The sequence below is a fragment of the Limnospira fusiformis SAG 85.79 genome (assembly GCF_012516315.1).
In the GTDB taxonomy this organism is placed as follows: Bacteria; Cyanobacteriota; Cyanobacteriia; order Cyanobacteriales; family Microcoleaceae; genus Limnospira; species Limnospira fusiformis.
Genome location: NZ_CP051185.1, coordinates 335,576 through 349,700 on the forward strand (window position 1 = coordinate 335,576; position 14,125 = coordinate 349,700).

Annotated in this window: 12 protein-coding genes; 6 read left to right on the forward strand and 6 right to left on the reverse strand. The window is 46.2% G+C overall.

The genetic code is table 11. The annotated features are described in order from the left end of the window. The 4 genes from HFV01_RS01740 (at nucleotide 1) to HFV01_RS01755 (ending at nucleotide 4,592) form a co-directional block, all read left to right on the forward strand. The gene (locus HFV01_RS01740) at nucleotides 1–1,401 is read left to right on the forward strand and encodes a cytochrome P450 (RefSeq protein WP_006623387.1); all 1,401 of its coding nucleotides are present in this window, start codon (nucleotides 1–3) and stop codon (nucleotides 1,399–1,401) included. Nucleotides 1,402–1,564: 163 nt separating this feature from the next. Further along, complete coding sequence (locus tag HFV01_RS01745) at nucleotides 1,565–2,122, forward strand: hypothetical protein (RefSeq protein WP_008054957.1); 558 nt, start codon at nucleotides 1,565–1,567, stop codon at nucleotides 2,120–2,122. Between the two features lie 285 nt (nucleotides 2,123–2,407). Next, on the forward strand, nucleotides 2,408–3,118 hold the full coding sequence (locus HFV01_RS01750) for an FkbM family methyltransferase (RefSeq protein WP_046318504.1): 711 nt from the start codon (nucleotides 2,408–2,410) through the stop codon (nucleotides 3,116–3,118). Between the two features lie 121 nt (nucleotides 3,119–3,239). After that, on the forward strand, nucleotides 3,240–4,592 hold the full coding sequence (locus tag HFV01_RS01755; RefSeq protein WP_193520775.1) for a glycosyltransferase: 1,353 nt from the start codon (nucleotides 3,240–3,242) through the stop codon (nucleotides 4,590–4,592). Here HFV01_RS01755 and HFV01_RS01760 read toward each other — a convergent pair. From HFV01_RS01760 to lhgD, 6 genes are all read right to left on the reverse strand, one after another. Then, a complete protein-coding gene (locus tag HFV01_RS01760; RefSeq protein WP_046318490.1) occupies nucleotides 4,571–5,638 on the reverse strand; it encodes a hypothetical protein in 1,068 nt (355 codons plus the stop codon). The genes HFV01_RS01755 and HFV01_RS01760 overlap by 22 nt on opposite strands. Before the next feature lie 40 nt (nucleotides 5,639–5,678). Continuing rightward, nucleotides 5,679–7,211, reverse strand: coding sequence for a hypothetical protein (locus tag HFV01_RS01765; protein ID WP_193520776.1), 1,533 nt, complete (start codon nucleotides 7,209–7,211; stop codon nucleotides 5,679–5,681). Nucleotides 7,212–7,331: 120 nt separating this feature from the next. Continuing rightward, nucleotides 7,332–8,843 (reverse strand): polyprenyl synthetase family protein, encoded by a 1,512-nt coding sequence (locus HFV01_RS01770; protein ID WP_315690173.1) that lies wholly within the window; start codon nucleotides 8,841–8,843, stop codon nucleotides 7,332–7,334. Nucleotides 8,844–9,276: 433 nt separating this feature from the next. Further along, nucleotides 9,277–10,419, reverse strand: a complete 1,143-nt coding sequence (locus HFV01_RS01775; protein WP_006623395.1) for a pentapeptide repeat-containing protein — start codon at nucleotides 10,417–10,419, stop codon at nucleotides 9,277–9,279. A gap of 278 nt (nucleotides 10,420–10,697) precedes the next feature. Further along, nucleotides 10,698–10,901, reverse strand: a complete 204-nt coding sequence (locus tag HFV01_RS01780; RefSeq protein WP_008054942.1) for a hypothetical protein — start codon at nucleotides 10,899–10,901, stop codon at nucleotides 10,698–10,700. Nucleotides 10,902–11,243: 342 nt separating this feature from the next. Beyond that, nucleotides 11,244–12,434: an L-2-hydroxyglutarate dehydrogenase gene (gene lhgD / locus HFV01_RS01785; RefSeq protein ID WP_193520777.1), complete on the reverse strand. Its 1,191-nt coding sequence runs from the start codon at nucleotides 12,432–12,434 to the stop codon at nucleotides 11,244–11,246. A 78-nt stretch (nucleotides 12,435–12,512) separates the two neighbouring features. On the opposite strand from lhgD, the gene HFV01_RS30020 reads away from it, so the two are divergent. Continuing rightward, complete coding sequence (locus HFV01_RS30020) at nucleotides 12,513–13,073, forward strand: ammonium transporter (RefSeq protein WP_235677530.1); 561 nt, start codon at nucleotides 12,513–12,515, stop codon at nucleotides 13,071–13,073. Continuing rightward, nucleotides 13,039–14,115 (forward strand): PAS domain S-box protein, encoded by a 1,077-nt coding sequence (locus tag HFV01_RS01790; RefSeq protein WP_006623398.1) that lies wholly within the window; start codon nucleotides 13,039–13,041, stop codon nucleotides 14,113–14,115. Before HFV01_RS30020 ends, HFV01_RS01790 begins: the two co-directional genes overlap by 35 nt. The last annotated feature ends 10 nt before the right edge of the window (nucleotides 14,116–14,125 follow it).

Here is a 14,125-nt window from a genome sequence, read left to right on the forward strand (position 1 = left end):
ATGAAATTAATTGACGGTCCGCAAAATCATCCGACTATCCAAAAAATACAGTGGATAACTAACCCCCTTGGTTATATGGAGAATTGTCACCGTAAATATGGAGATGTCTTTGCAGCTAAAATCGGCGTTGCGGGTCGCCCAGTCGTCTTTGTTTCCCACCCCCAAGCTATCCAAGAAATCCTCACCCGCGATACTAAAGAATTTACCGCCCCTGGTTCATCTAATCGTATTCTAGAACCTGTGGTAGGGGATAAATCCGTGATTTTACTTGATGATAAAAACCACCTAAGACAGCGGAAACTCTTAATGCCGCCTTTCCATGGGGAAAGGATGTTTAATTATGGTAAATTAATCTGTGATTTGACCACAAAAATCGGCGACACTTTACCAATTGGCAAGACTTTTCTGGCGCGAGATTATGTGCAGAAAATCTCCCTGGCTATCATTCTTCAGGCTGTGTTTGGAGTCTACGAGGGACCCCGTTACGATCGCCTGAAAAAATTAACCACCGAACTGGTCGCTGTGACTGATTCTCCTATTAGGGCGAGTATCTTATTTTTCCCGATTTTACAACAAGATCTAGGGCGTTGGAGTCCCTGGGGGCGCTTCCAAGGTTTGCGGCGCGATATCGATAAATTACTGTTAGAAGAAATCGAAGAACGTCGCCAAAATCCCGATCCAAATCGCACCGATATTCTCAATTTGATGATGTCCGCTAGGGACGAAAATGGGGAACAGATGACCTATGAAGAACTACGGGATGAACTGTTAACTTTATTATTCGCCGGACACGAAACCACCGCCACCGCCATGGCTTGGTCTTTGTATTGGGTGCATAAACTTCCTACCGTGCGCGATCGCCTTTTATCAGAGTTAGCAACCCTCCCCCCAAATCCCGACCCGATGACTATTTATAGATTACCTTATTTAACAGCAATTTGTCAAGAAACTCTGCGAATTTATCCAGTCGCCATGGTGACATTTCCCCGGGTGACTACTCAAGCGGTGGAACTGATGGGATATCACATAGAACCCAATATAGAAGTGATTGGCGCTATCTATTTAACCCATAATGATCCGACAATTTATCCTGACCCCAAACAGTTTAAACCAGAGAGATTTTTAGATAAAAAATACTCCCCTTATCAATATTTACCTTTTGGTGGCGGTGCGCGTCAATGTATTGGTATGGCTTTGGCTCAATATGAGCTAAAATTAGTCCTAGCAACAGTCATGTTAAACTATCAACTAACCCTGGCTAATTCCCAGCCCGCCAAAGCCGCCCGCCGAGGGGTAACTTTATCAGCGACGGGAGGCATTCCTATGGTGTTAACAGGGCGGCGATCGCTATCTTCCAACCCTGTGGGAGTTGCACCGAAAGAAACCCCGCTTCTGGGTTAACTCTTCTGGTTAAGCCCAACTGTCCCCGAAGTTACCAGGTTGATGGGGAATTTCTCCCCTATTTAATCCTTTTTGGTCTTGATTTCCCTCACATCAGCAGTATAATATTGACAATGGCTTAATTTTTCATGGAGATGAGGTTCTGAAATCTCAAAAATTACCAATGATTGATACCTTGAATTGTTCCCCCCAACAGTTAGCGATTTGGCTGAGTCGTTTGGTGGAAATTTTGCGGAGTCAAGGGGGTTTAACTTGGCATAGCTTTGTTCAAACCGTTGCTGGTAAAACCGCGATCATAGAAATTGATGGCATTCAGTTGAGATTAAATGCCAATCACAGCGAACCTATCCAGGTAGATATTACTGATAATTCCGATAATTTAGAGTCAGTGGAAGCCTTGAATTTTGGCAGCCAAGCCGAAACCTTACGAGATTTAATTGGTGGTCGGTTGACGTTAGATCAAGGGGTGGCGATCGGTAAAATTCATTTGCGGGGAAGTTTATCGGAGTTGTTAGGTATTCATAAACTCACCATGGATATTGTCGCCGAAAGTGCCATTAATCCTCAACTACAGCGACTGTGGAAAGAATTTGACGATCTGTGGTTCCGTCCCAGTTTTCCTCCCCCAGTTTTGTCTCTGGAAGAACAAATAACCCCCCAGGGCGAATTGATTCTGAATGTCCCAAATGACGTGCTAAATATTGAGGTGGAACTGAAATAGAAAGGCTGAAAAACTAACTCTGGAGGGGGTAATTATTTTTATTCTTTGTGCCGTGGCATCTCGACTTTTCCCCGCTCCCAAATTTATCCAGACTCGAAGGCGAAAAAATAGGGTCAACCATCGGATCATCTGAGCCACTTAGAACGGTGCTAAGATGTGTCATACAGACTAATATGGGGGTAGATAAAGCCCCATCATAATGGTTTTGTTTTTTGTCTGATGCCCCGAAATCGGGTCGGATTCCCTCGATTTTGTCAACCTTTATTTTCTTATGTTTACTCTGATATGCTATCTGAATTATTCCATAAATTTGGTGTGCCGTTTTTTTTGTCAGTAGTCCACGATCCAAATCTTTGTATTTCTTGGTCACAATTTGGTGAAGATACTCTAATTTTAGAGTTGATTTCCAGAAATAAATCCAACCTATTTAGCAATTACTATGTTGACATCGGTGCTTATCATCCCAGTCGATTTTCTAACACTAAGCTTTTGAGTATGATGGGATGGAAAGGTATGAATGTAGATCCCAATCCTCAATCTGTGAAACTATTTGAACAGGAACGTCCCCAGGATATCAATCTAAATCTAGGTGTTGCTTCTTATGAAGGGGAGTCAGAAATCTATTGTTTCCGCGAAGGTGCTATCAACACTTTTAATGGGGAAATGGCCGAATATTTCATTAGACACGGATGGGAGTTTATGGGCAAGCAAAAAGTGAAGGTACTCCCCCTTAACCAGCTACTTGACACTTATCTTCCCGACGAAATTAAAGATTCAGAAATTGGTTTCCTAGACATTGATTGCGAAGGTTTAGACAAGGATATTATTCTGAATTTAGATATCGATCGCTATCGGCCTTATATCATTGCAGTTGAGGCACATGATTTCAATCTTATGCATCCTCTCGCTCACGAAATTGTTCAGTTTCTGATCGCTGCCGATTACCAGTTGGCTGCTTACACCGGACCTACCCTTCTGTTTAGACGGTCAACATGATGGTATTGACGTTGGGAAGTTTAATGAGAAAATATATGAATATTTAAGCCGGGATGGTTGGTTCGAGTTTTTCATCGGTTAAAGTTATAATAGAATTTCAGCCGGATTTTCAGAATTAAACATGGTCGATCGCATCGTATTAGCAACATCAGGTTCTTTGGGTGATTTGTATCCTTATTTGGCGATCGCCCGAGGATTAAAAGCCAGGGGGTATCAGCCGATCATCGCCGCCGCCGAAAAATACCGAAGTTATGTGGCGGCGGAGGAAATCGAATTTCACCCTTTGAGGGAAAGGATATGGGAACAGGATAACAAGTTCATGCAAATGCTAATGGACTCCCAACGGGAGGTCGAATACATTATTTGTTATCAATTGATGCCCCACTTGCGGGCGACTTACACCGACTTGATGGCAGCGGTACGGGGGGCGGATTTGTTAATAACTCATCCGCTGATTTTGCCCGGTCGAATTGTCGCCGAACAAACCCAAATTCCTTGGATTTCAACGGTTCTATCAGCCTTTATGTCAGTTTACGATTCGCCTGGGGGCGATAGCTTCGCTTCACGCACCGAGGCGATCGCTTCCCCAGTCTCGGAGTATGAACGGTGTTTGCAATGGGTCGCCAAAGATGCCGAACAACGCCAACTCCGCAGTCGGCTTCGCCATTGGAGTGCCCCCCTGCGTCAACTGCGGAGTTCGTTGGGATTGCCACCAGGCCCAGATCCCCTGTTTGAAGGGCAGCATTCCCCCGATTTAGTGCTGGCTTTGTTTTCCCAGGTTTTTGCCAGACCCCAACCGGACTGGCCCAGGCAAACTGTCGTCACCGGGTTTCCGTTTTATGATAACCCGTCCAATCAGGGGTTATCTGAGGAACTGAGAGAGTTTTTAGACAGCGGGCCGCCACCGATAGTGTTTACTTTGGGTTCAACGGTGGTATGGACTGCCGGTAATTTTTACTGGTCTAGCGCGATCGCCGCCCACCAGTTGGGCTATCGGTCAGTGCTAATGATGGGCCCTGGCGCGGATAGTGTCAGACCCGACCAATTGCCTGAAGGCGCGATCGCCGTCAATTATGCCCCCCACGGGCAAATTTTCCCCAGGGCGGCGGCGATTGTCCATCATGGCGGCATGGGAACCACAGCAGAAGCATTGCGATCGGGGCGGAGAATGCTGGTGGTTCCCCACAAGTACGACCAGCCAGAAAATGCAGCCCGCGTCGTCCGCCTGGGGGTCGCCCGAATGCTCCCACCCCAACAATATACTGCGGAGTTGGTAGCCAACGAACTTCGACAACTGTTGTTTGAAAAACAATATGCCCAAAAAGCCGCTGCCATTGGAGAAGCGATCGGGGCGGAAAATGGCGTAGAAACGGCTTGTGATGCGATCGCCAACCTTATCGGCCAGTACCCGAGTCGGAAACCCGCCAAATATTCCGACTCCCCCAATGATTCTCAGATCACATATTCCCCATAAACTAAGCCGGTGGCGAGCCATGTTTTTTCTCCGAGTTTAAGGGTAACGGCCGCGCGGCCGGTGAGTTCTTCAATAAAAGTATATTGCCGTTGTTGATTGTCGGGGACGATTAATTCTACTACCGACTCAAAATCAATTTCAATTAGCAATTGGTCTTGGTCATCAGCGGCGATAATTTCCAAGGCGCTGGGGGTTTGCAATAAGCGATCGCTAAATAATAGCGCCATAATTCCCGGCAACCTGGGGGGAATAACAGGCAGCTCCGACCAGTCCCAATTAATCTGTAAAGTGGCACCCAAAAACACTTTTCGCAATTGATGATTCACATAAATAAAAATATAGGGAAAACCCCCTTGCGAATGGTCTTTGTTGGTGCGTCTGTCCAATACCAAAGTGATGGCGGTGCCATCAATGCAGGTGCCAAAAGCGACGAACCACTCCCAACCGATATCTTCCCCCCAGCGGAAGCGACCAAAATTGCGATCGTGGTAGCAAAACCAGTTTGGGTGAATGGGAAACGATCGCCCACCAACGGATAAGTTTCCTCTCACCTGTAAGCCCGGTACTAATCCCCAGCCGATGAATCCACTGCCAAACGGTGAATTTTCCGTGACTAATAGGGGAGTGGCTGTAGCTGTCGCCGCCAATTCAATGAATAGCTGCGATCGCTGATCTTGTACTTCTAACCGCGTCTGGGTTCCGTTTACTTGCAATTCCATCCCTTGACCTTGCCAATGTACGGGTTCCGGGCTGATTTGACTGGGGTTCCACTCTTGGGAAAAAGTCGTTCCGAAACTGGCAAAAGGGGCCGCAGGGCGACAGTCTGAGTCGAGAAAATCAGTCGGAACTGTCACCATCAAACTGGTTTGAATTTCTCCAGTTCCCGGTCTGGCGATCGCCGTCAGATTTACGAGGACTCTAATCTGAGTATCAGGATCCAATAATACATAATGATACCAATCTTTCCAATCTAGGGGTGCGGTGGGATCGTCGAGAGGGATTCGCAGTTGTTCCACCCGGGCAAGTTTTTGTTCGTCAATGGTCATTTTTTCTGAGAAAATTAACTAAAATTGGGCGGTGGATAACTTATCGTTGTAGGGAACCTGGCTCGCTGAGAACGTCTTTAATTGGCGGGATGGGGGTTGGGGCGGTTGGGGACACAGACGGTGCGGTAGATGCGATCGCCTGCAATGTCGTAGCTATCCTGGGGGAAACACAACTGATTCCCAAAACAATCTTGAGAAACCAAGCCTCCCCATCTATTCCTAATTGGTTCACCAAGTCCGCCGCCGAAGTCTGGGAATTAGGCATTTGGGAACCAGCAATATCCCACAACCACTGTTCCCAAAACTTGAGCAAACCCGCCCTAGAAGCCGGAGTCCCCACGGAATTGTGAAAAGCGGTAGCCGTCGCTTGACTGACGGCGATCCAACGGGGGACGGAGGCGGCGGCTAAACTCAAAACCCCATTTTTACAGAACCGGGTGAGTCGCAATTGATCCAGTAGCATTCGACCTGGGGGGGTTTTGGCATAGTCGTCCCCTTTTTGGGCGAAAATTAGCAATAATTCTAACACCAACCAACGAGCCGGAAGTAAGTCTAATTCTGGCAATCGCGTCCCTAAATGATACAAGCAACCCGCTATGGTTTGGGGGGGAGGGGTGGCTGGGTTTAATGGCTTAATTTTCTGGGTGGCGATCGCCTCTATATGGGAGGCAATTCGAGGCGACAATGACATCAATCCTAGGAGAAAATAACCCAACCAGCGATCGCTATCTGTTCCCAGTTTAGCCACAAATTCTGTGGCTACAAATAATGGGGCGACGATGGGTTTAGCCGTTTCTGGGGCTTCTACGTCGCTTTCTACCAAACTCAACAGCCACCTTTCCCAAATATAAAGCAGACGTTGTTCCCGGCGATCGCCCTTGAGGACTTGACCGGACATCGATAAAGTTTCCGAAATCCAATCGGGGACTTTTGCCGTGGCCAGCACTGTCGATACAGTTGAGAAAAAAGCCGTTTTTCGCAGTTGCGAGAGCCGTTTTAAACCCTCTGGGGTGCAGGTGTATTCTTCTCCTTTTTGGCTGATGGCTACTAATAATTCTGCCACCAGCCAGCGAGAAGGAATGCGATCGAGGTCGTTCAATGCCGAAATCAATCCCCAGGCATTTTGGGTGGTTATGTCATCATAAATTGACGATTTATGATCCGCTAATTCTCTCGATGGAAAGCTGATATTAACCAGATATTCTCTAGGCTTTTTCTCCGCAATTTTAGCTTTAACATTTAGGATGATTAACAGAGGTTCTTCCAGTAATCCGGGAAATCTTAGCCCACTTTTAATAACCTGTCCTGGTTGCAGTTCTAAAGGTAGTTTTACCGTCACAGTTTGAGTGGCGTTTCCCGCACCAGAACCTAGATAAATATAGTCAGGTTCCACCGGATTAATGGTGGCAAAAATCTCCCCGTTATCGGCGAGCCAATTATCTAAAACTGGTCGCACCAGTAGAGTTTCACCGCTACCATTATGCAGGGACAGTCTCAGCACCAGTTCACCGCCTGGGTGAATTTCAGCTTGGACTGGGGGGGGCATTGCGATCGGGTTTTTATCTTCGATCATCTTGACAATCTCTCTATCTTATGGTAAAATAACTTCCTCAATACAACTTGATTTTATGGTTGGTCAATCCTCCTTAAAATGAGCCAGGGGCTATGGCTCGTATCATAACCCCCCAAAATGCTATAAATTTCGATAAATCACATAGTTAATTAATTCTTTCAGAAAGCGGCGATCGTGAACCGGAGTCTGCCATTTTTCACCGGGTCTGATCGGAGTTTCCGGCTCCATAAAATCCAGACTGTCCAAAATATCGGCAGCTTTTTGAGCTAAAGATCGGGCAACAGCCCAGCCATGTTCGATGCTACCATACTGGCGCATTTGTTCCATAACAAATTCTACCTGTTCCGGGGTCTTTTCCGGTCGGGGGGTGGCGAGAATTTCCAACATTCGGCGGGATTCGACCGGACTACTGTGGGCGATCGCATGATTGAGCATCAAAGTGCGTTTTCCCTCATAAATGTCTCCGCCAATTTCCTTCCCATAAGCCTTCATATCTCCCACCAAGTTTAATAAATCATCTTGGATCTGAAAAGCAATGCCCAAAATCATGCCAAACCGAGTAACTCCCGCCAAAGGTTCCACCAAATCTTGAGGATTAGCCGAGGAATTCCCCACAATCAAACCGATGCGACAGGGTGTCATAAAAGAATACCAACAGGTTTTTTTGACGCACATTTTAAAATAATCGCGATCGCTTAAATTGTCCGTATTTTCTGCCACCCAATCCAATTCCATCGCCTGTCCTTCCACCGATTGACGCGCCATAAACTCAATTTCGTGGAGTACATTCAGAGTTTTGGTTACCCCGATCGCCGATAAATTTTCCAGCAACAAACCCACAGCCAGTACATTGGTTGCATCCCCAACATTAATCGCCCGGGGAATCCCAATATTGTGGTGTAACGTCCCTTTTCCCCGGCGCGACTCTGACCCGTCCTCAATATCATCGTGAATCAGAAACGCATTGTGATACAGTTCCAAAGCCGCCGCCGTCGATAGCGCCACCTGTCCCATGCCACCCACCGCCCGCGCCGCACTAATACACATGGTGGGGCGCAGCATTTTACCTCCCCGAAACGGGTAATCGAGCAACAAATCATATAACGGTTCGTAGGAACCGATAACTTCTCGTCGCCTGCCAATAAATTCCTGAATTTTTGCCCCGATCGCTATCCGGGAGTCTTCTAGTGCTTGGTTAATAATGGTTTGATCAAACTGAGCCGGGTAGGGTGTCGGGAGGGTCGCCTCCGACACCGTATTTAAGTCCGCTTCCAGGTTCGCATCCTCCGGCAGAATCGAACCCCGGTTATTTTTACCGTCGGGAATGCGTTCCGGAAGCGTTGCGGATGCCACATCGCTGACTGCAATGGTGGCGGTTTGGGGAGTGCTGGCCATGCTGATTGGCTGATTTGATGAGGGAGTGCGTTCCGGAAGCGTTGCGGATGCCACATCGCCATTAGCCTCAGAAACCGCGATCGTTTGGGGAACACAGGACTGTAATTCACCAGCCGAGTCCGTTTCCTCAGTCCTCAGAAATGGCACAACAGACTTACCATTCCCACAGCCATTTTCCCCCAATTGAGCGTTCCGGAAGCGTTGCGGATGCCACATCGAGGAAGTAGATTTTTCCAACTGATCCGATACCGAGTCACTCTTGATCCCTAAAAACATCAAATTGAGCAGGATTCCCCAAACCGTAAAATATAACAGGATTCCCCAAAAGACTAAATTGGATGGAGGGCTAAGACCGAGCCAATTGAACAGCAATTCAAACATTGATCAAGTACAGCTAGAAGGGCAGATCGAAGGGCAGATCACCACCGTTAAAATCGGATACATCTTGGCATTATTCATCATTGCCTAGTGCTAGACAGGCAAAGAAAGCCAATTGACAATCTTTACAGAGGCTATCCCTAGGGATAGCCACTTATTTCCATCAATCAATGACAAAAAGCTCACCCCACCCGGTCACACCAGACAATGTAACCGGGTTTGAGGATGGATTTCAACCATGGGAAATTGATACCATCAACGGTAGAATAATTTGTCGTTGGGATTACCTTTATTAGGCAATTCCTAACAGTTGCTTCTGGGCATCATCAAGTTTAGCCCCCGTGAGGTTCGCATTACTGAAGTTAGCCCCAGTGATGTTGGCTCCCCGCAGGTCCGCATTTGTCAGGTTGGCATTGGTGAAGTTAGCCCCAGTCATGTCGGTTCCTTGCAAGTCCGCATTTGTCAGGTCAGCACCACAGAAGTTAGCATAGCCAAGATAGGAATAGCTGAGATTGGCATAGCCCAGATAAGCGTAACAGAAATTCGCGTAAGCCAAGCTAGCCTGGTTTAATTGGGCTCCAATTAGCTTCGCCTGACACAAGTTAGCAAAACTCAGATCCGCTTGGCTGAGAACCGCGTAGCTTAAATCGGCACAGCACAAATTAGCATAGCCCAGATACGCATAGTTGAGATTGGCATAGCCGAGATAGGCGTGACAGAGATAGGCGTAACCCAAATTAGCCGCGACCAGGTTAGTGGCTCCTAAGTTAGTCGCACACAAGTAGGAAAAGCTCAGATCGATACCGCTCAGATTCATTTTGCTCAAGTCTACTTGCGGCAAGTAACTATTCGGAAAATCTCGCTTGCCGATGTCATACGGAATCTTTATCTTTATGTGGCCTGGGGGTGTGGGGGCGCAGCCACCCTGTGGTGGTATGAAACTAGACCAGTCAACATTCGGCGGGGTCGGTTGTGGCTCCTCTGAACCCCCACTGGGCTGGGTCGGTTTCTCGCCTTCGCTGGAACTGCCATCTGGTTTCCCTTCCCACCAGGAGGGGGCTGCATCGCCAATCGAAGGCCATTCTAGCCAGATACCAGCTTTATTGGTCAAACCTAGTTGGCCGGGACGGCAAGACTGGGAGCCTTCTTTGGCTGTGGTTTGCAAGTTCCCAACCGGGTCGGCCATTTCAATGTTAAATACACTCCGGGCTGGGACGGCATTGGCAGGGTTCCCACCAATCACAAAGTGCAGCGTTCCTCTCGCGCCTTTACTCAGATCGATTTGCGTGTCCGGGTCGGTGTAGACAAACTCCCTCAAATCGGTGTGGTAGACTATCTCTTGGTCGTTCGCAGTTTGGGAATTTCCGTAGACAAAGTACCCTTTGCCATAGGTTTGGTTATTGTTAGTGACTGTCCTGAAGTACACTTTCACCATGATTGAAGTCCTTAATTTTGAAAGGCAATAAAATATCGAAATCGTAGTCTCTACAGAACTAGAGTCGGTGACGTAACACCGCCATCGAAAGTCATCAAAAACTAGCCCCCTCTTCCACTGGTAGAGCGGATTTTTGGGTATTACTAATCAGCCGGGTTTAAATTCAACCACATCGGCTCCCCAGCAACATCAAACCATGACATGACCGCGCGATCATGATGCTGGATAGATCACATTGGCTAATTTTTGAGACTAAGACCATCTTCCTGGGTTGATTTTCAAGCCCAGTTGACGCTATATACTTGATGCACCATATCCCCACTTAGATTAAGTTCTTTTAGACCACCACAGATGGCGTTCAAGCCAGAAACTAGACGCGCACTACTGGGGATATGCTTCGCTGTCACTGCCCAGTCGAAAATCAGTTCGGCGCTTAACCTAAGTTGACAACCAACATAACAAATTTGCGGTTTTTTTGTCAACCAAAATACAATTTTTTATTGTAAATATTTATGAACAGGCAACGAACACTATTTAGAGAGCCTAAATGGGCCATATATATAATGGTGTCCTCGCCTGGGTCATCACTCCCTAGATCCGTTTATGGTGGCCATGGGACTTTTTCAGCGACGGGAGGCATTCATTAGCTGTTAACAGGGCGGCGATCGCTATCTTCCAACCCTGTGGGAGTTGCACCGAAAGAAACCCCGCTTCTGGGTTAACTCTTCAAAAGCAATTCCCTTATTGTTATAATAATCAAAAAGGTAGTCGGAGAAATATAAATGAACACTTCATGATCCGCCCAAGACTGCGAGGAAATCAATTTATGAATAATTGGGGACTTTTTGAGCGATCGCTTTCCCAATTTCTAAAGAAGCCGTCGCCGCTGGTGATGGCGCATTACAAACATGAAGCGCACGGGGCTTTTCTACAATTAGAAAATCATCCACTAATCCCCCATTAGGCATTAACGCCTGTGCGCGGACTCCCGCATGGGTGGGGATGATATCCTCCCCTGTTATTTCCGGGATTAATCGTTGTAAACTCCGTACAAATGCCGCTTTACTAAAAGACCTGATAATTTCTTCCACACCATCACTCCAGTATTTAGCAGCCAGTTTCCATAGTCCTGGATAAGTCAGAATTTCCATTAATTCACCCAAATCAACATCAGTTTTTTTATAACCCTCCCGCTTCAGACTTAAAACCGCATTCGGTCCCGCGTGTACCGAACCATCAATCATCCGCGTAAAATGCACCCCTAAAAATGGGAAATCGGGGTTAGGAACTGGATAAATTAAATTCTTAACTAAATATCTTTTTTCCGGGATTAACTCATAGTATTCTCCCCGAAATGGGATGATTTTAGCCGGGGGTTTTACCTGGGTTAATTCCGTAATGCGATCGCTATAAAGACCAGCGCAATTAATCACAAAATCCGTGACAAACTCTCCCTGATTAGTGGCTAATACTAAACCCTGGGAAGTTTCCGTGATTTTATGCACCTTAGTATTTAACCGTAAATTTCCCCCTTTTTCCGCCACTAAATCTGCATATTTGGCGCTAACTTCACTATAGCTAACAATCCCCGTAGATCCAACTTTAATCGCCGCCAAACAACGCACATGAGGCTCAATTTCTGCTACCTCTTCCGGCGTGATTTTAGCCACAGGAATTTGATTATCTAAGCCTCGTTGATACAGATTATCTAACAATGGCAATTCTTCCGGTTCGGTAGCCACAATTATTTTACCACAGACATCATATTTAATCCCATGCTGTTCACAAAAGTTAACCATTGATAAATTTCCCTGACTGCAGAGAGTCGCCTTGAGGCTACCTGGTTTATAATAAATACCCGAATGGATAACCCCACTATTATTGCCAGTTTGGTGAAAAGCCCAAGATTTTTCTTTTTCCAAGATGATAATTTTAGCCCTAGGATGAGTTAAACTTAATGAATAAGCAGTAGATAGTCCGACAATGCCACCACCAATAATTGCTAAATTGTACATAATTTCGATTCTTTCCTGAATTGATTGCTTAATCCTATAAATATTGAACAGCCACCTTTTCCAACCATCTTATAATTCATGAATGATCTGATATGGCTGCTAATTTGCTCAAGTTTAGTATTCCTGATGCAGCCCGGGTTTATGTGTTTGGAGTCGGGGTTAACCCGTTCCAAGAATAGCATTAATGTTGCCATCAAAAACCTAGCTGACTTCGGAATTTCTGTCTGGCTATTTTGGGCGATCGGCTATGGGCTAATGTTTGGTACCTCCCAATTAGGACTATTTGGTTCTAGTTACTTTGTTTTAGATGTTAGCAACATCCCCAGTGTAGCTGCTTTGTTTCTATTTCAGACTATGTTCTGTAGCACCGCCACCACCATTGTTTCTGGGGCGGTTGCGGAAAGAATGCGATTTCAAGCCTATTTAATTGTCGCTGGCTTTACCTCTGGGTTAATTTATCCGATTTTTGGACATTGGGCTTGGAATGGTTTAAATAATGGTGTCGCTAATGGTTGGCTAGATCAGTTAGGGTTTATCGACTTTGCGGGGTCTACTGTTGTTCATAGTATCGGGGGATGGGTAGCCCTGGCTGCTTTATTAGTAATTGGACCCCGCAGCGGGCCGATTTCCTCAAGGTAAAAGTCCCCGTAAAATTCATGGGTCTAATTTACCTTTGTCGGTGTTAGGAGTGATGCTACTTTGGATAGGTTGGCTAGGGTTTAATGGTGGTAGCGCCTTGGTGGTCAACGATAAAATTCCCGTGATTATTGTGAATACTATTTTAGGCGGAGTCGCGGGAATGTTAGTCAATTTATTTGTGTCTTTATGGCGCACAGGTTGGGTAGAAATAGAATGTTTAATTAATGGCTCTCTGGCTGGATTGGTAGCAATTACTGCCTCCTGTAATGCGGTGGGAACTTTGCCAGCCATAATCATTGGAGCCTTGGGAGCTATCATTGCTACAGAGGTATCTAAACAATTAGTTAGGTGGGGCATTGATGATGCTGTAGATGCAGTGGCGGTTCATGTGGGGGCAGGAGTTTGGGGGACTTTGGCAGTGGGTTTATTTGGGCGATTAGATGTGCTAAATACAGGCTTAAATCGCTTTGGTCAAATAGCTGTACAAGTGTTGGGAATAGTCAGTGGTGCTATCCGGGGATTTTTACTCAGTTTGATTTTGCTGTTAATTATCAATAAATTCTACCCTTTGCGAGTTTCGGAAGAAGGGGAAAATATGGGACTAAACATTTATGAACATCGCGCTAAAACAGATAGTTATGAACTGTTTAAAGTTATGGACTTTCAAGCTCAAACTAAGGATTTGAGTTTGCGGGTTCCGGTGGAACCATTTACGGAAGTTGGACAAATTGCCAGCCGCTATAATTATGTAATGGATGCTTTGGAAGCAGCGGTGCGAAAAACGGAGGCGATCGTGGAGACTGCTACTGATGCTATTCTTACTTTTACGGTATCTTCTCTGGTGGTGTTGACCGCTAATCCTAGTGCTGAGGCTATCTTTGGTTATGGGAAAGAACAGTTGATTGGGATGGAAATTAGGAAATTGGTGAGGGCTGATGATAATTCCTACAATTGGGATAGTTTGCTAATTGAAAAATGGTTAAAATCTCCTTGTCAGTCGGCTATAGGATGGCGGGCTGATGGTTCTCAATTTCCGGTATAAGTTACGTTAA